The following is a 21,134-nucleotide window of genomic DNA, read 5'->3' as shown; positions in this document are numbered from 1 at the left end:
GGATGGGCAGCGTCAGAACTCCCATCATCGGAAGACCTCGACCCCTACCCGGCCAACGACGCGCCGTCGCCACCTACACCGTCAACTGCGAAGAGCCCGTTTCACTGGCTCGCTTGCCCAACGTGCCGATAGCACACCGACATTCGTTGAACTAAGTGTCCAGTCGCCATCCGACGACGGGACCTCGGTCCCGCCCGGGTAGCCTCCGCTCGACGTCCGTGCCCAGGAGGACCCCCGTGCCCGTCCCGCGACCACGCCTGCCCGGCGACCTGCCGCGCGAGGTGTGGGCCCTGTCCGCGGTCGCGTTCGCGGTAGCCATCGGGTTCGGCATCGTCGCCCCCGCGATCCCGCTGTTCGCCCAGGAGTTCGGCGTCGGCGCGACGGCGGCCGCGGCGGTGGTGTCCGCGTTCGCGTTCATGCGCCTGGTGTTCGCGCTCGCCGGTGGGCGTCTCGTCGACCGGTTCGGCGAGCGGTGGGTGCTGGCCACCGGGCTCGCGATCGTCGCGGTGTCGAGCCTGTTCGCCGGCCTCGCGCAGACCTACACCCAGCTGCTCGTGCTGCGCGGGCTCGGCGGGGTCGGGTCGGCGATGTTCACCGTCTCGGCGATGAGCCTGCTGCTCCGGGTGGCCCGGCCCGAGCAGCGCGGGCGGGCCACGAGCCTGTGGCAGGCCGGCTTTCTCGTCGGCGGGCTCGCCGGACCGGCCCTCGGCGGCATCGTCGCGACCATCTCCTTGCGGGCCCCGTTCTTCGTCTACGCCGGGACGCTCGCCCTCGGCGGCGTCGTCGCCGTCGCCACCCTCGCCGGCGCCCGGCTGCGCGACGACGTCGGCACGGGGGAGGGCGCGCCGCAGCGGATGACGCTGGGCGCCGCGCTGCGCCGGCCCGCCTACCAGGCGGCACTCGTGGTGAACCTCGGCACGGGCTGGGCGCTGTTCGGCGTCCGGTCGGCGGTGATCCCGCTGTTCGTCGCGGACGCGCTGGGCCGCGGACCGTTCTGGGTCGGCATCGGCTTCCTCGTCGGCTCCGCCGCCCAGGCCGCGCTGCTGTGGCCGGCCGCCCGGGTTGTGGACGCCGTCGGACGCCGCCCCGCGATGCTCGCCGGGACGGTGGTGACCACGGCGGGGGTGGCGGCCCTCGCCCTGTGGCAGACGCTGCCGGTGTTCCTCGTCGCGATGGCGGTGTACGGCGGGGGAGCGGCCTTCCTCGGTGCCGCGCCGGCCGCGGTCGTCGGGGACGTCGTCCGCGGCCGCGGCGGCACCGTCGTCGCCGCGTTCCAGATGTCCTCCGACGTCGGCGCCGTCGCCGGCCCGCTCGTCGCCGGCTGGCTCATCGACGGGATGTCGTTCGGGGCCGCGTTCTGGGTGACCGCCGCCGTCCTCGCCGTCGGCGCGGTGCTGAGCGTCCGGATGCCGGAGACCGGCGTCACCACCCGCGTCAAGCGGGCTTGACGCGAGCGACCCGGCGCTGCCGCAGACCCTGCCGTCGGTACCACCCGGCCAGCACGAGGACGGCGAGGGCGACCTCCGCGACGTCCCCGCCGTAGTACATCCACTGGGCGGCGGCCTGGACCTGCTCCACCGGGTGCATCCCGGCCAGCGGCGGCTCGGCGGCCCTCGCGTAGACGAGCTTCGCCAGCCAGGCGTGGGCACCTGCGGCGACGACGAGCACACCGAGCCGGGTCGTCGTCCCCGGCCTGCCGGGGGCCGGCTCGACCGCGGCGACCGACCACGTGAACAGGGAGCCGGCGAGCAGCAGGTGCAGGTTGACGAGGTGGTGCACGACGGGGTCGGTCATCGCCGCGTGGTACAGCGGGGTCAGGTAGAGCACGAACAGCCCGCCGATGTCGAGCACCGCCGCGACCACCGGGTGAGCCAGGACCCGCAGCGGCGCCGAACCGAGGACGGCGACAAGCCGGCGGCGGCCACCGGGCGACGACGCGCCGAGGGCGAGGGTGACCGGAGCGCCGAGGACCAGCCCGAGCGGCGCGTACATCGCCAGCAGCAGGTGCTGGAGCATGTGGCCACGCGCGTCGTGGGCGGCGAACCCGGCGACGGGAGGCGACAGCGCGACGGCGACGGCCAGGGCGCCGAGGAGGAACGCCGCCGTCCGCCACGCCGGCCACGAGCGCCGCAGCCGCCGCCTGGCGATCGCCGCAGCACCCAGGTAGCCCCCGGCCAGCAGGAGGCCGACGGCGGGCCCGAGGGGCAGCGGGTCACCCACGGCCTTCGTCCCGGCTGCGGCGCAGCATGACGAGGCCGGCGACGAGCAGGACGACGCCGACGAGGTTCCACGCCAGGTCGTAGGGCAGCAGGTCCACCCCGTAGCGGACCTGGTGCACCCGGAGCACCTTGTGGTCGACGATCCCGTCGAACAGCTGGAAGACGCCGAGCCCGGTGACGAACCCGGCCCAGGCGGACCGTACCGCCAGCGCCTGCCGGCGGCGCAGGTCGGCGACGAGGAAGAACCCGCCGACGATCGCCACCAGCTCCGCGGCGTGCAGCAGACCGTCGGACATGAGGCCCACCGCAGGAGTCGACCGGTCGTAGAAGTGCTGCCAGGCCAGCACCTGGTGGAAGACGATCTCGTCGATGGCGGCCATGATCCCGACGCCCGATCAGCAGCGCCGCCGTGACGGAGCGGCGCCGGTCGAGGTGTGTCGTGACGGTCCCGGTGTCCACGCTCATACCCGACCGGGTACCCCGCGGTGGCCGAGTTCACGCCTCCGGTGGGGTGAACCGCCCGTCGACCGCCGTCCAGCCCCCGTCCACGAACAGCTGGCTGCCGGTGACGAAGGACGACGCGTCCGAGGCGAGGTAGACGACCGCACCGGCCAGCTCGGACGGCGTCGACCAGCGGCCCAGCGCGCTCTTCGTGGCGTACGCCTGCGCCCACTGCGGCACGGCCCGGATCGGCGCGGTCAGCGGCGTCTCGACGACGCCGGGGGCGATGGCGTTGACCCGGACCCCGTGCGGCCCCAGCTCGGCGGCCGCGGTCCGCAGCAGCTGGACGAGCCCGGCCTTGGTGGCCGCGTACACCCCCTGGCCGGGTTCGACGGTGACGGCGCGGATCGAGGAGAAGGCGACGATGCTGCCCCGGCCGCGGTCACGCATCCCTGCACCGAACGTCTGGACGAGGTGGAAAGCGGCGCGCAGGTTGAGCGCGACGACCCGGTCGAAGTCCTCGGCCGTGTAGTCGAGCACGCGCCTGCGGACGTTCATCCCCGCGGTGACGACGAGCACGTCCGCAGGCAGCTCGACGGCCGCCCGGGCGACGGCGTCGGCGTCCAGGACGTCGAGGGGGTAGGCGCTCAGCGAACCTCCGGCCGTGGCCGTCGCCTCGGCAGCGGCCAGGTCCCGGTCGGCGCACACGACCCTCGCGCCGTGGGCGGCGAGGGCGTACGCGCTCTCGCGGCCGATACCGCTGCCGGCGCCGACGACGACGGCGGTGCGCCCGTCGAGGCGGAACAGGTCGGCGTAGCGGGCCACCTCCGGTGAGAGGTCCATCAGCTGCTCCTCGGGGTCGGCCGGATGACGGCCATCCGGGTGACGGTGAGCTCCTCGATCGCGAACCGCGGTCCCTCCCGACCGGTCCCGGAGTCCTTCACGCCCCCGTAGGGCATGACGTCGGAGCGGAACCCGGGCACCTCGTTGACGACGACGCCACCCACCTCGAGCTCGTCCACGGCCCGCAGCGCGCTCTCCAGCGACGAGGTGAAGACGCTGGCGTGCAGCCCGTAGCGGGAGGCGTTGACGGCGGCCAGCGCCGCGTCGAGGTCGGGCACCGACCGGACGGCGACGACGGGGCCGAAGACCTCCTCGTCCCAGGCGGCGACCCCGTCCGGGACGTCGAGCAGGACGGCCGGGGCCAGCACGCCATCCGGACCCACCCGGCCGCCGTGCACGAGGGTGGCGCCGGCGGCGACGGCGTCCCGGACCCACGCCTGCACCCGGGCGGTCGCGGCCGGGTCGATGAGCGCGGAGACCCGGGTCGCGGGGTCCCGCGGGTCGCCGACGACGACGCCGGCCACCCGGTCGGCGAGACGGCGCAGGAACTCCTCCCGGACGGCCTCGACGACGAGCACCCGCTGGACGCTGATGCACGCCTGCCCCGAGGCGTAGTACCCGCCGCGGACGACGGCGTCGGCGGCGGCGTCGAGGTCGGCGTCCGCGGCCACGACGAGCGCGGAGTTGGAGCCGAGCTCGAGCAGCACCTTCGTCGGTGCGGCGTCCCGGGCGATCCGGTGGCCGACCGCGGCCGAGCCGGTGAAGGACACCGCCCCCACCCGGCGGTCAGTGGTCAGGGTGCGCCCGACGTCCGGCCCGCCGGTGACCAGCTGGACGGCGGACGGCGGACCACCGGCCGCGGCGAGCGCCTCCCGGACGGCGTGCACGAGCAGCAGGGTGGCCAGCGGGGTCTGCGGGGCCGGCTTGACCACCACCGGGCACCCGGCGGCGAGCGCGGGGGCGACCTTGTGCGCGGCGAGCAGCAGCGGGTAGTTGAACCCGGCGATGCCGACGACGACGCCGACCGGCTTGCGGACCCAGAACCCGATCAGCCCCTCCCCCGACGGCAGCAGGTCCAGCGGGACCGTCTCGCCGTGCAGCCGGGCGACCTCCTCGGCCGCGGTCCGCAGGGTGAGCAGGGTGCGCTCGACCTCGACCCGGCAGTCCACCCGCGGCTTGCCGGTCTCCAGCACGAGCAGCTCGACGAGGTCCTCGCCGGCGGCGGCCAGGACGTCGCTCGCCTCCAGCAGCGCCCGGCGCCGGACGTGGGAGGGCAGCCGGCCGACCCGGTCGCGCACGGCGACCGCCGCGTCGAGGGCCGCCGTCGCCGTGGCGACGTCCCCCACCGGGGCGGCGGCGACCGGCGTCCCGTCGTATGGGAAGCGCACCTCGGCCCGCTCGGCGACCTGCACCCACCCGTCCCCGACCGGCAGGCCCGCGGGCAGCCGGTTAAGCAGCCGGGCCGCGCCGCTCACCGTCCGCCCCCGGTGGCGGGGCCGGCTGAGGTCCTGGTTGCGGCCCCGGCCGGGCGGCCCGCCGACGGGTACGCCTCGAGGTAGGAGGGCAGCCGGCCGTCGCGGGTGTCGGCGCCGTCGGCGGCGAGCAGCGCGTGCCCGACGGCGCGGGTCAGGCAGTCCCCGGCGGCGCCCAGGACGGACTGCAGCCCGGCCAGGTCCGGCTCGCCGCGCTCGCCGGTGGCCAGGGCGAACACGGTGTCCCCGTCGAGCATGGTGTGCACCGGCCGGATGCCGCGGGCCATCCCGTCGTGGGCGATGCCGGCGACCTTGGCGCACTGCGCCTTGGTCAGCGTGGCGTCCGTGGCGACGACCGCGAGCGTCGTCGCCAGCGACGGCGCCCCGGCGGCCGCGGCCGCCCTGGCCCGCTCGACGTCCGCGGGGTCGGGGGCGCGGACGGCGTCGAACTCTCCTGGCAGCCCGAAGCGGGTGGCGTACAGCTCGCCGGTGGAGGGGTCGACGCACGAGCCGACGGCGTTGACGACGACGAGCGCGGCGACCGTCGTCCCGTCGTCCAGGACGGCGCTGGCCGAGCCGACGCCGCCCTTGAGCGTGCCGGCGCGGGCGCCTGTGCCGACCCCGACGCAGCCCTGGGCGACCGGGCCGTCCCCGCCGTCGCCGTGGGCCGCGGCGTAGGCGGCGGCGCCGAGCTCGGGACCGGGCCGGCAGGTGAAGTCCCCGCCCCGGCCGAGGTCGAAGATCACCGCGGCGGGCACGATCGGCACCACCTCGCCGGGCCCACCGACCGGCAGCCCCGTGCCGTCGGCGGCGAGGGCGTCGGCGACACCGCTGGCGGCGGCGAGGCCGAACGCGCTGCCGCCGCTCAGCACGACGGCGTCGACGCGGGGGACCATCGCCCGCGGGTCGAGCAGGTCGGTCTCCCGGGTGCCGGGGCCGCCGCCGCGCACGTCCACGCCGGCGGTGGCGCCGCCGTCCGGGGCGAGGACGACGGTCGTGCCGCTGAGCCAGCCGCCGCCGCGCCGCTCGGCGTGCCCGACGCGCAGGCCACGGACGTCGGTGAGGGTGTTCGTCGGTCCGGGCCTCATGGCCGGTCCTCCTGGAGGTCGGGGTCGAGCTCGGGATCGGGGTCGGCGACGAGGTCGGCGGGGGTGGCGCCGGCCAGGGCCCGCTCGACCGTCGGGATGGCGGCGACGAGCCGCCGCGTGTAGGGGTGCTGGGGGTCGGTGTAGACCCGCTCGGTGGGGCCGGTCTCGACGACCAGGCCGTCGTACATGACCGCCACCCGGTCGCACACGTGCCGGACGACGGACAGGTCGTGGGAGACCAGCACCAGGGTGAGGGACAGCTCCTCGACGAGGTCCGCGAGCAGGTTGAGCACCTGGGCGCGCACCGACACGTCGAGGGCGCTGACCGGCTCGTCGGCGAGCAGGATCCGCGGCCGGGTCACCAGCGCTCGGGCGATGGAGATCCGCTGCCGCTGGCCGCCGGAGAACTGGTGCGGGTACCGGTCGGCGGCCTCGGGGCCGAGCCCGACCTCACGCAGTGCCTCCACGACCCGGGCGCGACGGTCACCGATCCCCTGGGCGACCAGCGGCTCGGCGACGATGTCACGCACCCGCATCCGCGGGTCCAGGGAGCTCATCGGGTCCTGGAAGACGAGCTGCAGGGTGCGCCGCAGCCCGCGCAGCCGGCGCTCGGGGACCCCGGCGATCTCCTCACCCTCGATGAGCACCGACCCGGACGTCGGGTGGTCCAGGCCGGCGAGGATCCGCAGCAGGGTGGACTTGCCGCAGCCGGACTCCCCGACGATGCCGAACCGTTCCCCCGCGGCGACGTCGAGGTCGATGCCGCGCAGCGCGTGCACCGGGGGGCTCGCCCGCAGCAGCGAGGTCCTGGGCCGCCGGTAGGTGCGGGTCACGCCGCGGACCCGGACCGCCGACGTGGGCTCGGCCGCGGCCGTCCCCGCGGGCACGGGCTCAGCCACGGCGGTCCCCGCCCGCGGGGTGGAAGCAGGCGTACCCGGTGTCCGGGCCGGTCGCCGTCCACGGGGGGCGCTGGGCGCACACGGCGGTGGCGGCCGGGCACCGGGTGCGGAACACGCACCCGGCCGGGAACCGGCCCGCCGGCGGCACGGAGCCGGGGATCGTGGCGAGGCGGCCGCGCTCGTCGACCGTCGTGAGGTCGGAGGCGCCGACGAGGCCCTCGGTGTACCGGTGCCGTGGCCGGGTGAGCACCTCGTGCACGGGCCCGGACTCGACGACCCGGCCGCCGTACATGACGAGCACTCGTTCGCACGCCGTGGCCACGACGGGCAGGTCGTGGGTGATGAGCAGCAGCGCCGAGCCGTGCCGACCGGCGGCGCGGACCAGGAGGTCGAGGACGAGCGCCTGGACGGTGACGTCGAGGGCGGTGGTGGGCTCGTCGGCGACGAGCACGGCCGGGTCGTTGGCCAGCGCGAGGGCGAGGACGATCCGCTGGCGCTGGCCGCCGGAGAACTGGTGCGGGTAGGCCGCCGCGGCGGCCCGCGGGTCGGGCAGGCCGACCTGGTCGAGCAGGTCGACGGCGCGCTCCCGGGCGGCGCGGCGGCTCGGTGCGGCACCGTGCACGCGCAGCGCCTCGGCGACCTGGCGGCCGACCCGCATCGTCGGGTCCAGCGCGGTCATCGGCTCCTGGAACACCATCGCGATCCGCCGTCCGCGGACCCGGGACAGGCGTCGCTCGCCGGCGCCGACGAGGTCGTGGTCGACGCCGGCGACCCGGACCGACCCGTGCGGGTGCAGCTCCTCCGGGAGCAGGCCCATCAGCGCGAGCGCGGTGAGCGACTTGCCGGAGCCGGACTCGCCGATGAGACCGACCCGCTCGCCGGCGCGCACCGTCATCCCGACGTCGTCGACGAGCCGGACGTCGCCGGCGGTGACGCCGAGCCCGGTCACGGTCAGCACGTCAGTCACCGGAGGTCCTCCAACCGGGGGTCGAAGCGGTCACGCAGCCCGTCGCCGAGCAGGTTGAAGCCCAGGACGGCGAGCGCGATCGCGACCCCGGGGACGACCGCCAGGCGCGGCGCCGTCCACAGCAGCTCCTGGCTCTCCTGCAGCATCCGGCCCCAGGACGGCGTCGGCGGCGGGGTGCCGAGCCCGAGGAAGGACAGCGCAGCCTCGGCGAGGACGGCGATCGCGAAGCTCACCGAGGCCTGCACGATGACCAGACCGGCGACGTTCGGCAGCACGTGCCGCACGCCGATCGCCACCGGGCGCCGGCCGGCGGCGCGGGCGGCGAGCACGTACTCGGTGCGCATGACCTGCAGCGTGCCGCTGCGGATGATCCGCGCAAAGCTCGGCACGGTGGCGATGCCGATGGCCACCATCGCGGTCAGCGTGCTGCCGCCGTAGACGGCGGCGAACATGATCGCCAGCAGCAGGGCGGGGAAGGCGAGCAGCAGGTCGTTGCCGCGCATGATGAGCTGGCCGGCCCAGCGCGGGGCCATCCCGGCCAGGATGCCCAGCGGGACGCCGACCACGGCTGCCACCCCGACGGCGACGACGCCGACGAACAGGGTGGTGCGGGCGCCGACGAGGATCTGGCTCAGCACGTCACGGCCGAACTTGTCGGTGCCCAGCCAGTAGGACGACGACGGGCCGAGCAGCCGGTCGGTGGCGTTGACGAGGGTGGGGTCGTGCGGCGTCCACAGGAACGACAGCAGCGCCGCGCCGAGGACGAGCGCGACGAGCGAGCCGCCGACGACGAGGTTGCCGCCGAGCCGCCGGCGGGACGTGGTGGGGCCCGGCTCCTCGGGCGGGCCGGCGGCGGGCTCGGCGGGCAGTCCCGCGGTCTCCGGTGCGCTCACGTCGCCACCGTCCTCAGCCGCGGGTCGATGGCCAGGTAGAGCAGGTCGACGACGAAGTTGGTCACGAGCACGGCGACGACGAGCACCATGACGACGTCCTGGACGACGATGAGGTCGCGGTTGGCGACGGCGTCCAGCAGCAGGCTGCCCAGACCGGGGATGACGAAGACCCGCTCGATGACGACGGCGCCGATGAGCAGCGTGGCCAGCTGGAGGCCGAGAACGGTGACCACAGGGATCGCGGCGTTGCGCAGCCCGTGCCGCACCAGCGCCTGACCCGGCCGCAGGCCCGTCGCCCGGGCGGTGCGCAGGTAGTCCTCGCGCAGCACGTCCAGGACGGCGCTGCGGACGTACCGGGTGAGGACGGCGCCCTGGACGAGCGCCAGGGACAGCACCGGCAGGACGAGCTGGCGCAGGAACATCCCCGGGTCGCGGTTCGGCGGCGTCCAGCCGTTCGCCGGCAGCCAGCCGAGCCCGACGGCGAACACGGTGATCAGCAGGATCCCGGCGAGGAAGGCCGGGACGGCGACGCCGACCTGGGACAGCGCGGACAGCACGACGCCGGAGAGCCGGCGGTGCCGGACCGCCATCAGCACGCCCACCGGGACGGCGACCACGACGGCCAGGACCATGGCCGTGACGACGAGCCACAGCGTGACCTGCAGCCGGTCGGTGATCTGCGGGCCGATCTCGGCGCCGGTGACGTACGACGTCCCCAGGTCCAGGGTGACCAGCCCGCCGACCCAGTCGAGGTAACGGGTGAGCGCCGGCCGGTCCAGACCGAACTCGGCCCGTAGCTGGGCGACGGCCTCCTCGGAGGCGTTGACGCCGAGCGCGACCCGGGCGGGGTCGCCCGGCAGCACGGCCATGAACGCGAACACCAGCACCGAGCTGACCGCCAGGCTCGCCAGCAGGACGGCGACACGCTGCAGCACCCGGACGGTCATCGGCTCGGTGGGCCCGACTGGCGCGGCGCAGGGACGGTCAGGACCGCGCCAGCCCGGTCAGGTCGAAGGACTCGCCGATCGCGTTCTCCGGCAGGCCGGTGATGCCCTGCTCGGCGACGATGAGGTTCGGCAGGAGGAACAGGAAATCGGCGACGGCCTCCTGGGAGATGAGGGCCGCCGCGGCCTTCATGTTCTCCACCTGCTCCTCCTCGGTGCCGCTGTCGGCCGCCTCGAGCAGCGCGACGAGCTCGGGGTCGCCGTAGCCGGTGTAGTAGTCGGGGTTGCCGAACACGGCGCCGAGGTCGCGCGGCTCGACGTGGGCGATGATCGACATGTCGTAGTCGTGGTCGGTGAACACGGTCTGCAGCCAGGCGGCCGGGAACTCGAGCTGGTCGAGCTCGATGGTGAAGCCGGCCTCCTCCAGCTGGCTCTCGACGACGGTGCCGCAGGACACCGCGTAGGGCAGGGCCGGGATCCGCAGCCGGATCGGCGTGCCCGCGACGCCGGACTCCTCGAGCAGGCGGCGCGCCTCCTCGACGTCGTACTCGTAGTCGCCGGTGCGGTCCTCGTACCACGGGTCGGTCGGGGGGACCATGCTGCCGATCAGCGTGCCGCGCCCACCCCAGCAGGTGTCGAGCAGCGCCTGGTGGTCGATGGCATGGCGCACCGCCTGGCGGACCCGCTTGTCGGTCATCGGCCCCTCGGCGTTGTTCATCGACAGGACGACCTCGCCGTTCGTCATCCCCTCGATGATCTGGAACCGGTCGTCGCCCTCGAACTGGCCGAGCGACTCGGGAGCCTGCACGGTGCCGACGACGTCGATGGTCTCGGTGAGCAGCGCGTTGTTCAGCGCGGTGGCGTCGTCGAAGTACCGCAGGGTGACCTCGGCGAAGTAGGGCGCCTCACCCCAGTAGTCGTCGTTGCGGACGAGGGTGATCGAGTCGCCGCGGGCCCACTCCCCCAGCAGGTACGGGCCGGTGCCTACCGGGTTGTTGGCCAGGTCCTCGACGCCCTCCTGGTCGAACATGGCGCCGATCCGGGTCGTCATCCGGTACAGCCAGTCGTTGCTGGGCCGGCTCAGGGTGACCCGCAGCTCGGTCGGGGAGACCGCCTCGGCGCTCTCCACCACGTCCATCCCGGCCTTCAGCGACGTCGTCCAGTCCTGCTGCACCCGTTCGATGGAGAACACGGCGTCCTCGGCGGTGAACTCCTCGCCGTTGCTGAACACGGCGTCCTCGACCAGCTGGAAGGTGTAGGTCCGGCGGTCCTCGGAGACCTCCCAGGACGTCGCCAGCAGCGGCTCGATGTCGCCGTCCTGGTTCAGCTTGACGAGGCCCTCGTAGACGTTGACGAGCAGCGCCTGCGGGATGGCGGCCCCGTCGGTGGTGGTGAAGTCCAGGTTGGCGGGCTCGGCGACGAGGCCGACGGCCAGCGTGTCGTCGCTGCCGCCGGAGCCAGTCGTGCCAGTGGTGCCGCTGGTGCCGGTGGTGCCGGTGGTCGCGTCGCCGTCCGGCTCGCTGCCGGACCCGGCCGAGCACGCGCCGAGCAGCAGGGTCGCGGCCGCGGCGGCCGCCACGGCGGCCCGCCTCCTGTGGTGCCTCACGTCAGGTCTCCGTCCTGTGCCGGTGGGCGCCGGCCCACCGCTGTCGCGGTCACCGTCCGCCGGAGCGGCCGGTGGTTGCGGCATTCTGACAGCCCGGACCTCGTCCGTGGTGAGACCTGGGACACACTTGACGTTGCGTTGTCCGGGCCGGTGTGCTCGCCCAGACGTGGCGAGCGGGGCGCCGGACCGACCGGGAGGTGCCGAAGGATGACGCAGCACGCGGACCCGCGGACCACGGCGGCGAGCCGGGACCGCGACCCGGCGACGCTCACCGCGCGGGAGCTGGTGGCCCGCTACCGGGACGGGACGCTGAGCCCGGTCGACGTCCACGACGCCGTGCAGGCGGTGATCGACCGGCGGGAGCCGGTGCTCAACGCGTTCTGGGTGCGGGACGCCACCGCGTCCCGGGCCCAGGCCCAGGCGAGCGCCCGCCGCTGGCGGTCCGGTGAGGCCCTCGGCCCGCTGGACGGCGTCCCGGTGACGCTCAAGGAGAACCTCGCCCGCCGCGGCGTCCCGATGCCCGCTGGCACGGCCGCCGTCGACCCCGTGGTTCCCGACGACGACGCGCCGGTGACCGCCCGGCTGCTGGAGGCAGGGGCGGTCGTCCTCGGCTCCACCGTGATGCCGGACTGGGGGATGCTCTCCTCGGGCGTGTCGAGCAGGCACGGCGTCACCCGCAGCCCGTGGGACCCGGCCTGGACGACGGGCGGGTCCAGCTCGGGGGCCGGGGCAGCCGCGGCCGGCGGGTACGGACCGGTGCACGTCGGCACGGACATCGGCGGGTCGATCCGGCTGCCGGGCACCTGGCTCGGCCTGGCCACCCTCAAACCGACCGGTGGCCGCGTCCCGCTCGCCGCGCCGTACCTGGGCCGGGTGGCCGGGCCGATGGCCCGCACCGTCGGCGACCTCGGCGTGCTGCTGTCGGTGATCGCCCGGCCCGACGCCCGGGACTGGACGAGCCTGCCACCCGCCGGGGACGCCGACCGGGTGGTGCGGCCCCGCCCGCCGCGGGGGCTGCGCGTCGCTGTGCACCTGGACGCGGGGTGCGGCGCACCGGTCGACCCGCAGGTGCGAGCAGTGGTGGAGCGGGCGGCGGCAGTCTTCGCCGACGGCGGCGCCCGGGTCGAGGAGATCCCCCCGTTCGCCACCCAGGACCTGCTCGACGACCTCGATCTGTTCTGGCGGGTGCGCTCGTGGAACGACGTGCGGTCGCTGCCACCGCAGCGGCGGGCTGCGGCGCACCCGTTCGTGGCGCAGTGGGCGCTCGGCGGCGCGGACCTGACCGGCGTCCGGGTGCTGCAGGCCTACCAGTCGATCGGTGAGCTGGCGGCCCAGACCACCGCCGCGACGTCCGGGTTCGACCTCGTGCTGTCCCCGGTGGCGCCGGTGGCCGCGTTCCCGGCGGAGCAGCCGATGCCGTTCACCGAGCCGGGCCGGGAGATGGCGCACATCGCCTTCACCGCGCCGTACAACATGAGCGGCCAGCCGGCGGCCACCGTCAACGCCGGGTTCACCGGCGACGGGCGGCCGGTGGGGGTGCAGCTCGCCGGGCGCCGGTTCGCCGACGCCGACGTGCTCGACGCGGCGGCCTGGTTCGAGGAGCAGCGGCCGGACGACGCGGTGCCCCGCTGGCCGGACGCGGCCGGCTGACTGCCGGTTGTCAGCCGACGGGGTCGCCGTCCCCCGAGGACGCGGACCGATGGGCCGCCCGCCGCATCCCCAGGACGCCGGCGACGACCGTGGCGAGTCCACCGACCACGCCTCCGGCGGCGCCGCCCTGAACGAACCCACCGACAAACCCCTCGCCCGGGACTACCTCGACCTCCGGCAGGCGGAGCAGGGGCCGGCCAGCGAACGCCAGGTAGGTGAGCGCCGTGAACGTCAGGGTGGTCCCGGCCCCGTACAGCACGGTCGCGGTGTATGCCGACCGAGTACCGGCGGTCTCGAGGAGCTGCTGCAGGTCGACCCCGCGCCTGCGCGCATACCAGACGGCCGCTCCGGCCGGCATGAAGACCATGACGAGCAGCGCCACCGCGACGACCGGGTGACCGGTAACCGCCGCCACCAGACTCCCGACCATCCCGGCGCAGAAGGCCACCCTCAGCCCCAACCCGCTCGCCTCGAGTGACACCGCCTTCTCCCGCTCGTCGCCGTAGGCCGGGCTGTCGAGGTCCATCACCCGTTCCGCCAGCCGGTCCAGTGCGCCGCGTCGTCCGCTCATCGTCCCTCTCCCGTCCCGTCGCCGAAGAGCTCCTCGACCGTGCCGCCGAGGACGCGTGCGATCCGCAGGGCGAGGTGGACCGAGGGGGCGTAGTCGCCCTGCTCCACGGCGATGACCGTTTGCCTGCTCACGCCCACCTCGCGGGCCAGCTCGGCCTGGGTGAGGCCCCGCCGAGTGCGGAGCTCACGGACCGGACCGGCCGGCGCGGACTGTCGGGGAACCACGACGGCAAGTCAAGTTGCCTTGACCTTGAATGTCAAGGCTACTTGACCTCCCCGGTCAGCGGACGTGGGCGTCGGCGGCCTCGAGCGCGACGTCCAGGGCCGCCAGGCCCTCCTCCGCCTCGGCGGCGGTGATCGTGCACGGTGGGACGACGTGCAGCCGGTTGTAGTTCGTGAACGGCAAGACGCCGTTCGCCCTGCAGGCCGCGACGAGGTCGGTCATCGCCTGGCTGGTGCCGCCGTAGGGAGCCAGCGGCGTCCGGGTCTGCCGGTCCTCGACGAGCTCGACGGCCCAGAACACCCCGAGCCCGCGGACCTCACCGACCGAGGGGTGCCGGTCGGCGAGCCGGGCCAGGCCGGGGCCGAGTACCTCCTCCCCGATCCGCGCGGCGTTCTCGACGATCTTCTCCTCGCGCATGGCGGTGATCGTCGCGACGGCGGCGGCCGTGGCCAGCGGGTGGCCCGAGTAGGTCAGCCCGCCGGGGTAGGGCCGGTCGGCGAACGTCGCCGCGATCGCCGGGCTGATCGCCACCCCGCCGAGCGGCACGTACCCGGAGTTGACGCCCTTGGCGAAGGTCAGCAGGTCCGGGACGACGTCCCAGTGGTCGACCGCGAACCAGGCGCCGGTGCGGCCGAAGCCGGCCATCACCTCGTCGGCGATGAGGACGATCCCGTAGCGGTCGCACAGCTCACGCACGCCGGCCAGGTACCCCGGCGGGGGCGGCATGATCCCGGCCGTGCCGGGGATGGTCTCCAGGATGACCGCGGCGATGGTCGCCGGGCCCTCCATCTCGATCACCTGCTCGAGGTGGGCCAGTGCGCGCTCGCTCTCCTCCTGCTCGGTGGTGGCGTGGAACACCGACCGGTAGAGGAACGGGCCGTGGAAGTGGACGACGCCGGCCGTGCCGGAGTCGGACGGCCAGCGGCGCGGGTCGCCGGTGAGGTTCACCGCCAGGTGGGTGCCGCCGTGGTAGCTGCGGTAGCGGGACAGCACCTTGGGCCGGCCGGTGTGCAGCCGGGCCATCCGGACGGCGTGCTCGACGGCGTCCGCGCCGCCGTTGGTGAAGAACACCCGGTCCAGGTCGCCCGGGGTCACCTCGGCGACGAGCCGGGCGGCCTCCGAGCGGGCGGCGTTGGCGTGCTGCGGGGCGATCGTGCACAGCAGTCCCGCCTGCTCCTGGATGGCGGCGACGACCGCCGGGTGCTGGTGCCCGATGTTCGTGTTGACCAGCTGGGAGGACAGGTCGAGCAGCCGGCGGCCCTCGCCGTCCCAGACGTAGCTGCCCTCGGTCCGGGTGATGACCATCGGGGTGATCCGCTCCTGCGCGGCCCAGGAGTGGAAGACGTGCTTGCGGTCGAGGTCGTAGACCTGCTGCGGGGTCAGGTCGGGGAGCGTCATGTCCGTCCTTACTGCTTAGGTCACTGCTGGGGTCACTGCTGGGGCTGGGTCACTGCTGGGTCGGGAAGCCGAGGTTGAGCCCGCCGTGGGAGGGTTCGAGCCACCGGGAGGTGACGACCTTGCCGCGGGTGAAGAAGTGCACGCCCTCGGTGCCGTGCGCGTGCGAGTCGCCGAAGAGGCTGTTCTTCCACCCCCCGAAGGAGTAGTACGCCATCGGCACCGGGATCGGCACGTTGACCCCGACCATGCCCACCTCGACCTCGTGCTGGAAGCGGCGGGCGGCGCCGCCGTCGTTGGTGAAGATGGCGGTGCCGTTGCCGTAGGGGTTGGCGTTGACGAGCGCGAGCGCCTCGTCGTAGGACGCGGCCCGGACCACGGACAGCACCGGACCGAAGATCTCGTCGGTGTAGACCGGCATCTGCGGGGTGACCCGGTCGAAGAGGGTCGGGCCCAGCCAGAAGCCGCCGTCCTCGCCGTCCGGGTGGACGTCCCGGCCGTCGACGACGAGCTCGGCGCCCGCCTGGACGCCGGCGTCGAGGTAGGAGGCCACCTTGTCCCGGTGGGCGGCGGTGACGAGCGGCCCCATGTCGCACCCGCGCCGCCCGTCGCCGGTGCGCAGGGTGGCCATCCGTTCGGCGATCCGGGCGACGAGCTCGTCGGCGACCGGCTCGACGGCGACGAGCACCGAGATCGCCATGCAGCGCTCGCCGGCCGACCCGAACCCGGCGTTGACGGCGGCGTCCGCGGCCAGGTCGAGGTCGGCGTCCGGCAGCACGACCATGTGGTTCTTGGCGCCGCCGAGGGCCTGGACCCGCTTGCCGTTCCGGGTGCCGGTCTCGTAGACGTAGCGGGCGACCGGGGTGGACCCGACGAAGCTGACCGACCGGACGTCGGGGTGCTCGAGCAGGCGGTCGACCGCCGGCTTGTCGCCGTGGACGACGTTGAGGACGCCGTCGGGCAGGCCCGCGTCCGCCCACATCTGCGCCATCAGCACCGCGGCGGAGGGGTCCTTCTCGCTCGGCTTGAGCACCACCGCGTTGCCGGCGGCGATGGCGACCGGGACGAACCACAGCGGGACCATCGCCGGGAAGTTGAACGGGGAGATCACGCCGACGACGCCGAGCGGCTGACGGATCGAGTAGCTGTCGATCCCGGTCGAGACGTTCTCCGAGAACCCGCCCTTGAGCAGGTGCGGGATCCCGCAGGCGAACTCGACGACCTCGAGGCCGCGGGTCACCTCGCCGAGCGCGTCGGAGACGACCTTGCCGTGCTCGGAGGTGATCACCTCGGCCAGCTCGGCCTTGCGCTCGTTCAGGATCTGCCGGACGGCGAACAGCACCTGGGTGCGCCGGGTCAGCGAGGCGTGCCGCCACTCCTGCCACGCCTCGTGGGCGGCGGCGACCGCCTCGTCGACGGTGCCGGCGTCCGCGAGGTCGACGTGACCGGTGACCTGGCCGGTCGCGGGGTCGTACACCGGGCCCGTGCGCGCCGCGTCGCCGGTCCAGGGCTTGCCGCCGATCCAGTGGGTGATCCGTCGCGTGGTCATGCGGCGAAGTCTGAGCGCTGGAGGGGTGCGGCGACAACCTGCCGGCCGTCACAGGTCACGGGACCTGCCGGCTCGGGGTCGTCGTCGGCTGTTCGTGGGCTCCTCGTGGTCGTCTCCTCACACGCCGTGCGCCATGTCGACGAAGCGCGAGTAGTGGCCCTGGAACGCCACGACGATGGTGTCCGTGGGGCCGTTGCGGTGCTTGGCGACGATGATGTCCGCCTCGCCGGCCCGCGGTGACTCCCGCTCGTAGGCGTCCTCCCGGTGCAGCAGGATCACCATGTCGGCGTCCTGCTCGATCGAGTTGTGGACGGCGATGCCGTTGGCCACGAAGTTGTGCGTGCCGAGGACGGTGGCATCGAAGACCTCCTCCTCGCCGTCCGGCTCGATCGCCACGACGCGGTCCCACAGCAGGTCGTTGACCGCCATCACCTCGAGCTCGGCGTCACCGAGGACGTCGGCGACACGCGCCAGGCGCTCGCGTGACGGGGCGGGCTTCCACATCGCGTTCCCGCAGAACTGCGTGCCCATCGCGAAGGCGAGCTCGCGGTGGCTCATGCCCTGCTCGGCGAGGACGTCGCGCACCCGGTCCCAGACCTGAACCGGGACGGTGTCGACGTTCGGGTTGCCGGACCGTGTCGTGACGACGGGCAGCAGTCGCGCCACCGCCTTGGCCCGCTCGCCGTGCACGCCGATCTCCTGCAGGAAGCGCCGCTGGTCGTCGACGCCGGAGATGTCGAGGGTGTACCCGCGCCGGTCGTCACCCTTCGCGGTCGCGGTACGCAGCCGGGCGGAGATGCCGAAGCGCAGCAGCAGGCGGGACAGGTCGTCGACCAGGCGACGGCTGGTCGAGGCGTAGGAGATGCGCCCACCCGCCCCGTCCTTCTGGACGGTCACCGACCCGTCAGTCGCCCAGAGGTGCCGCAGGAACAGCGCGATCTGGCGCTTCGGCAGGTGGAACACGCCCTCCGGCACGAACTTCTCGTGGCTGCGCAGGCCGAACAGGCCGAGGGTGTCGAGCCACGCCGCGATGGGATTCCGGCGCCCGTGGGTGAGGTGGTAGGGCGCGGGCAGCCGCAGCGTGGTGCACCGAGCCGCCGCGTGCTCGTCACGGACCGCGGTGACGCCGAAGTGCCGCGCCGCGTCCGTCACCGCCGTGAGGTTCGCCTCGTCCACACTGGCGTAGCGGATGGGCTGCCGCCGGACGAACGAGCCGTCACCCAGCAGGTGCGCCAGCAGCACCACCTCGGCGTCGTCCCAGACGGCGACGAGCTCGGGTGCCGGCACGTGCCGAGGCACGCCCAGCCGGTCGCCGACCCGCAGGTCGCCGAGCGCCGTCCACCCGTCGTAGGTGAGGAACGGGTGGTTCGCGGTCGCCCGCACCTGCTTGCCCGAGGCGAGCCGCAGCCGGAAGACAGGCTTGCGGCCGGTCGGGAAGACATGGGTGAGGTGACGGCGCACGTACCGCAGCGAGTCGTCCAGCGCCCACACCGGCACGTCGGTGGTGCCGGCGGCGTACAGCTCACCCATCGTCGTCTCGGCACCGGTGTCCGCCCGCAGGATCCGCGTGTCGGCGGTGAGACACCCCGACTCGCGCAGGTCCGACATCGCGGGCCGCTTGTCGGTGCGCTGCTCCGGGCCGCGGTTGAGCTGGGAGATGGCGATGACCGGCACCTCGAGCTCCTTGGCGAGCAGCTTCAGCGCGCGGGAGAACTCCGAGACCTCCTGCTGGCGGGACTCGACCCGCTTGCCCGAGGTCATCAGCTGCAGGTAGTCGACGATGACGAGCTTGAGGTCGTGGCGCTGCTTGAGCCGGCGGCACTTGGCCCGGATCTCCATGAGCGTCATGTTCGGGCTGTCGTCGATGAACAACGGCGCCTCGGAGACCTGGCCCATCGTGCGGGCGAGCTTGGTCCAGTCCTCCTCGCGCATCGTGCCCTTGCGCATGTTCTGCAGCGGGATCCGCGCCTCGGCGGACAGCAGCCGCATCGTGATCTCGTTGCGGCTCATCTCCAGGGAGAAGATCACGGTGGCGAGCTGGTGGCGGATCGCGGCCGACCGGGCGATGTCCAGGCCGATCGTCGAGTTGTGGACGACGACGTCGTCGGCGACGAAGTTGTGCGTGCCCTCCACGGTGAGGTCGTAGACCCGCTGGACACCGGCCGGCTCCACCGCGACCACCTCGTCCCACCACACGTCGGACGTCGCGAGCGCCCGCAGCTCCCCGGCGTCCAGGCCCCCGGCGTCCAGGTCCCCGGCGGCCAGGCCCTCGGCGGCCAGGTCCTCGGCTGCCTGGGCCAGGTCGGCCCGCCCGAGACCCGCGCCCCGGGAGTGACCGCTGGCCCCGTCACCGGCGGCGGCTGGGGGGGTCACGTCGTCCGTCGCGGCCCCGGCCTTGACCAGCAGCCGGGTGACCTCGGCCGGCAGGGTCTCCACCAGTGCCGCCTGGGCGCAGGCGGCGAGCACCTCGGCGCAGCGGTTCTCCTGGCCGAGCACGCCGACGTCTCGGCAGAAGGTGGCCACCTGCTCCGGGTCGCGGACCAGCACCCGCCAGCCGGCGGTGTCGTCGCGGCGAACCTCGGCCAGGACGCCGAACCGCAGCAGCAGGTGGGCGACGTCCCGGGCCAGCCGTTCGGTGCGCGCCGCGAGGCGCACCTCGACCCGGCCGGCACCGGCGCTCAGCTCTCCGGCGGCCGCGAACAGCCGGCGCAGCAGCAGGCGCACCTGGCGGTCCGGCAGGGCGAAGAAGCCGTCCGGCACCCGCATCCCCGTACCGGTCAGACCGGCGAGACCGACGGCGTGCAGCGCGACCGCGAGGTCGTTGCGTCCGCTGGTCCCGGGGCCCAGCAGCAGGGTCCTTCCGCTGGCCCGCACGTCGAGGCCCGACTCGGCGGCCCAGGCGCGAACGTCCGCCGCCACCGCGTCGTCCCGGACGTCGACACCGACGACGTCCGCGGCGACCAGCCGGCCCGACCCGAGCACGAACCCGGTCAGGGCCACGACGGCGTCCCCGTACGGGGAGGGGCGGCGGCGCGACCACGAGGGCAGCCGCCGGGGGACCGCGATCCGGTCCCCGGGGCGCAGGTCCGCCAACGGCACCCAGCCCTCGAGAGTCCGCAGCGGGTGGTGCGGCGTCGCCGTCACCTCGCGGCCGGAGGCGAGCCGCAGCCGCAGCACCTGCCGCAGCCCGTTGTCGACGACGTCACTGGGCGACACGATCCGCAGTCGCCACCGCTCGTCGAGGGTGTGCACACCCAGGCGCTCACCGGCCTGGCCGCGGGCGACGAACTCGGCGATCGTCATCCGGCGTCCGGTGTACGCGTCGGTGATCAAGGACCCGGCGGCGAGGCACTTGCCGATCGCGGGTCGGGCGGCGATGACGATCATCTGGCCCGGGTGCAGGCCGTTGGTGAGCCGGTCGAGGTCGGCGAACCCGGTCGGGACGCCGATCATGCCGTCGCCGCGGTGGCTCGAGGCCTCGATCTCGTCGATCGTGCCCTCGATGATATCGGAGATCGGCAGGTAGTCCTCGCTGCTGCGCCGGTCGGTGACCTGGTACACCTCGGCCTGGGCGCTGTTGACGATGTCGTCGACGTCCCCGGAGGCGGAGTAGCCGAGCTGGACGATCCGGGTACCCGCCTCGACGAGCCGCCGCAGGACCGCCCGCTCGTGCACGATCCGGGCGTAGTAGCCGGCGTTCGCGGCCGTCGGCACCGAGGAGATCAGGGTGTGCAGGTACGCCGCGCCGCCGATCCGGGCGAGCTCGCCGCGCTTGGTCAGCTCGTCGGCCACCGTGACCGCGTCGGCCGGTTCCCCGCGGCCGTACAGGTCGAGGATCGCCTCGTAGACGAGCTCGTGGGCGGGGCGGTAGAAGTCGGTGCCGCGCAGCACCTCGATGACGTCGGCGATGGCGTCCTTGCTGAGCATCATCCCGCCGAGCACGCTCTGCTCCGCCGCGACGTCTTGGGGCGGGGTGCGCCCGAGGTCCTCCGACGGCGGGCCGGCCGGCTCGTACTCGCCGAGGTCCGCGACCGAGGTCATCGCCGCGTCACCTGCTCCCCCGTCGTCATGTCCGCCTCCTCCTCGGCACCGCCGCGTCGCGACGTCCGTGCCGTCCGCGTCCGCCGTCTGGCCTGTCAGACACCAGTACGACACGGACCACCGACAACGCCGGTGCCGGCCGTTGCTCGCTGCTGCGCGGTGGCACGCTAGGCCCGGTGCCGACCCAGTCCCAAACGCCGCTGTGCACCCACCTGTGCACAGCGTGTGGACGCCGTGTGGAAGCCCGCACGCGCGTCGTCCACAGGTCGTGGACAACCCTGGGGACAACCATGACAGGACAACTCCGGCGCGTGCTCCTGACCGGCGTCGACGC

17 protein-coding genes are annotated in these 21,134 nt (G+C 74.3%); 2 read left to right on the top strand and 15 right to left on the bottom strand.

The genetic code is table 11. The annotated features are described in order from the left end of the window. Positions 1–236: 236 nt before the first annotated feature. Positions 237–1,448, top strand: a complete 1,212-nt coding sequence (locus tag ACFP6A_RS09330) for an MFS transporter (RefSeq protein ID WP_379603220.1) — start codon at positions 237–239, stop codon at positions 1,446–1,448. Here ACFP6A_RS09330 and ACFP6A_RS09325 read toward each other — a convergent pair. The 10 genes from ACFP6A_RS09325 to ACFP6A_RS09280 form a co-directional block, all read right to left on the bottom strand. Beyond that, positions 1,435–2,220: a cytochrome c oxidase assembly protein gene (locus ACFP6A_RS09325; protein WP_379603219.1), complete on the bottom strand. Its 786-nt coding sequence runs from the start codon at positions 2,218–2,220 to the stop codon at positions 1,435–1,437. The genes ACFP6A_RS09330 and ACFP6A_RS09325 overlap by 14 nt on opposite strands. Further along, a complete protein-coding gene (locus tag ACFP6A_RS09320; RefSeq protein ID WP_379603218.1) occupies positions 2,213–2,599 on the bottom strand; it encodes a DUF2243 domain-containing protein in 387 nt (128 codons plus the stop codon). Before ACFP6A_RS09320 ends, ACFP6A_RS09325 begins: the two co-directional genes overlap by 8 nt. Positions 2,600–2,714: 115 nt before the next feature. Continuing rightward, positions 2,715–3,503 carry an SDR family NAD(P)-dependent oxidoreductase gene (locus ACFP6A_RS09315; RefSeq protein WP_379603217.1) on the bottom strand — a complete coding sequence of 263 codons (789 nt, stop codon included), beginning with the start codon at positions 3,501–3,503 and terminating at the stop codon, positions 2,715–2,717. Next, complete coding sequence (locus ACFP6A_RS09310; protein WP_379603216.1) at positions 3,503–4,978, bottom strand: aldehyde dehydrogenase family protein; 1,476 nt, start codon at positions 4,976–4,978, stop codon at positions 3,503–3,505. The genes ACFP6A_RS09315 and ACFP6A_RS09310 overlap by 1 nt, the downstream gene beginning before the upstream one ends. After that, on the bottom strand, positions 4,975–6,063 hold the full coding sequence (locus tag ACFP6A_RS09305; protein WP_379603215.1) for a P1 family peptidase: 1,089 nt from the start codon (positions 6,061–6,063) through the stop codon (positions 4,975–4,977). Before ACFP6A_RS09305 ends, ACFP6A_RS09310 begins: the two co-directional genes overlap by 4 nt. Beyond that, a complete protein-coding gene (locus ACFP6A_RS09300) occupies positions 6,060–6,962 on the bottom strand; it encodes an ATP-binding cassette domain-containing protein (protein ID WP_379603214.1) in 903 nt (300 codons plus the stop codon). Before ACFP6A_RS09300 ends, ACFP6A_RS09305 begins: the two co-directional genes overlap by 4 nt. Then, positions 6,955–7,929 (bottom strand): ABC transporter ATP-binding protein, encoded by a 975-nt coding sequence (locus ACFP6A_RS09295; RefSeq protein ID WP_379603213.1) that lies wholly within the window; start codon positions 7,927–7,929, stop codon positions 6,955–6,957. The genes ACFP6A_RS09300 and ACFP6A_RS09295 overlap by 8 nt, the downstream gene beginning before the upstream one ends. Further along, positions 7,926–8,822, bottom strand: coding sequence for an ABC transporter permease (locus ACFP6A_RS09290; protein WP_379603212.1), 897 nt, complete (start codon positions 8,820–8,822; stop codon positions 7,926–7,928). The genes ACFP6A_RS09295 and ACFP6A_RS09290 overlap by 4 nt, the downstream gene beginning before the upstream one ends. Then, entirely contained in the window at positions 8,819–9,769 is a 951-nt protein-coding gene (locus tag ACFP6A_RS09285; protein ID WP_379603211.1) for an ABC transporter permease, read from the bottom strand. The genes ACFP6A_RS09290 and ACFP6A_RS09285 overlap by 4 nt, the downstream gene beginning before the upstream one ends. A gap of 37 nt (positions 9,770–9,806) precedes the next feature. Next, a complete protein-coding gene (locus ACFP6A_RS09280; protein WP_379603210.1) occupies positions 9,807–11,372 on the bottom strand; it encodes an ABC transporter substrate-binding protein in 1,566 nt (521 codons plus the stop codon). Between the two features lie 207 nt (positions 11,373–11,579). Between ACFP6A_RS09280 and ACFP6A_RS09275 the strand changes: the two genes are divergently transcribed. Continuing rightward, positions 11,580–13,022, top strand: coding sequence for an amidase (locus ACFP6A_RS09275; protein ID WP_379603209.1), 1,443 nt, complete (start codon positions 11,580–11,582; stop codon positions 13,020–13,022). Between the two features lie 10 nt (positions 13,023–13,032). On the opposite strand, the gene ACFP6A_RS09270 is transcribed toward ACFP6A_RS09275, so the two are convergent. The 5 genes from ACFP6A_RS09270 to ACFP6A_RS09250 form a co-directional block, all read right to left on the bottom strand. Then, the gene (locus tag ACFP6A_RS09270; protein WP_379603208.1) at positions 13,033–13,593 is read right to left on the bottom strand and encodes a hypothetical protein; all 561 of its coding nucleotides are present in this window, start codon (positions 13,591–13,593) and stop codon (positions 13,033–13,035) included. Beyond that, on the bottom strand, positions 13,590–13,817 hold the full coding sequence (locus tag ACFP6A_RS09265; RefSeq protein WP_379603207.1) for a helix-turn-helix transcriptional regulator: 228 nt from the start codon (positions 13,815–13,817) through the stop codon (positions 13,590–13,592). The genes ACFP6A_RS09270 and ACFP6A_RS09265 overlap by 4 nt, the downstream gene beginning before the upstream one ends. 55 nt (positions 13,818–13,872) lie before the next feature. Further along, positions 13,873–15,213 carry an aspartate aminotransferase family protein gene (locus ACFP6A_RS09260; protein ID WP_379603206.1) on the bottom strand — a complete coding sequence of 447 codons (1,341 nt, stop codon included), beginning with the start codon at positions 15,211–15,213 and terminating at the stop codon, positions 13,873–13,875. Between the two features lie 49 nt (positions 15,214–15,262). Continuing rightward, entirely contained in the window at positions 15,263–16,759 is a 1,497-nt protein-coding gene (locus ACFP6A_RS09255; RefSeq protein ID WP_379603205.1) for a CoA-acylating methylmalonate-semialdehyde dehydrogenase, read from the bottom strand. Between the two features lie 117 nt (positions 16,760–16,876). Then, positions 16,877–20,800 (bottom strand): replicative DNA helicase, encoded by a 3,924-nt coding sequence (locus tag ACFP6A_RS09250; RefSeq protein WP_379603204.1) that lies wholly within the window; start codon positions 20,798–20,800, stop codon positions 16,877–16,879. Positions 20,801–21,134 lie beyond the last annotated feature (334 nt).

The organism is Quadrisphaera sp. GCM10027208, assembly GCF_042658805.1.
Lineage (GTDB): Bacteria > Actinomycetota > Actinomycetes > Actinomycetales > SCSIO-59966 > SCSIO-59966.
Note: the sequence above shows the minus strand (reverse complement) of the source record. Positions and strands in the feature narration are given on the sequence as shown.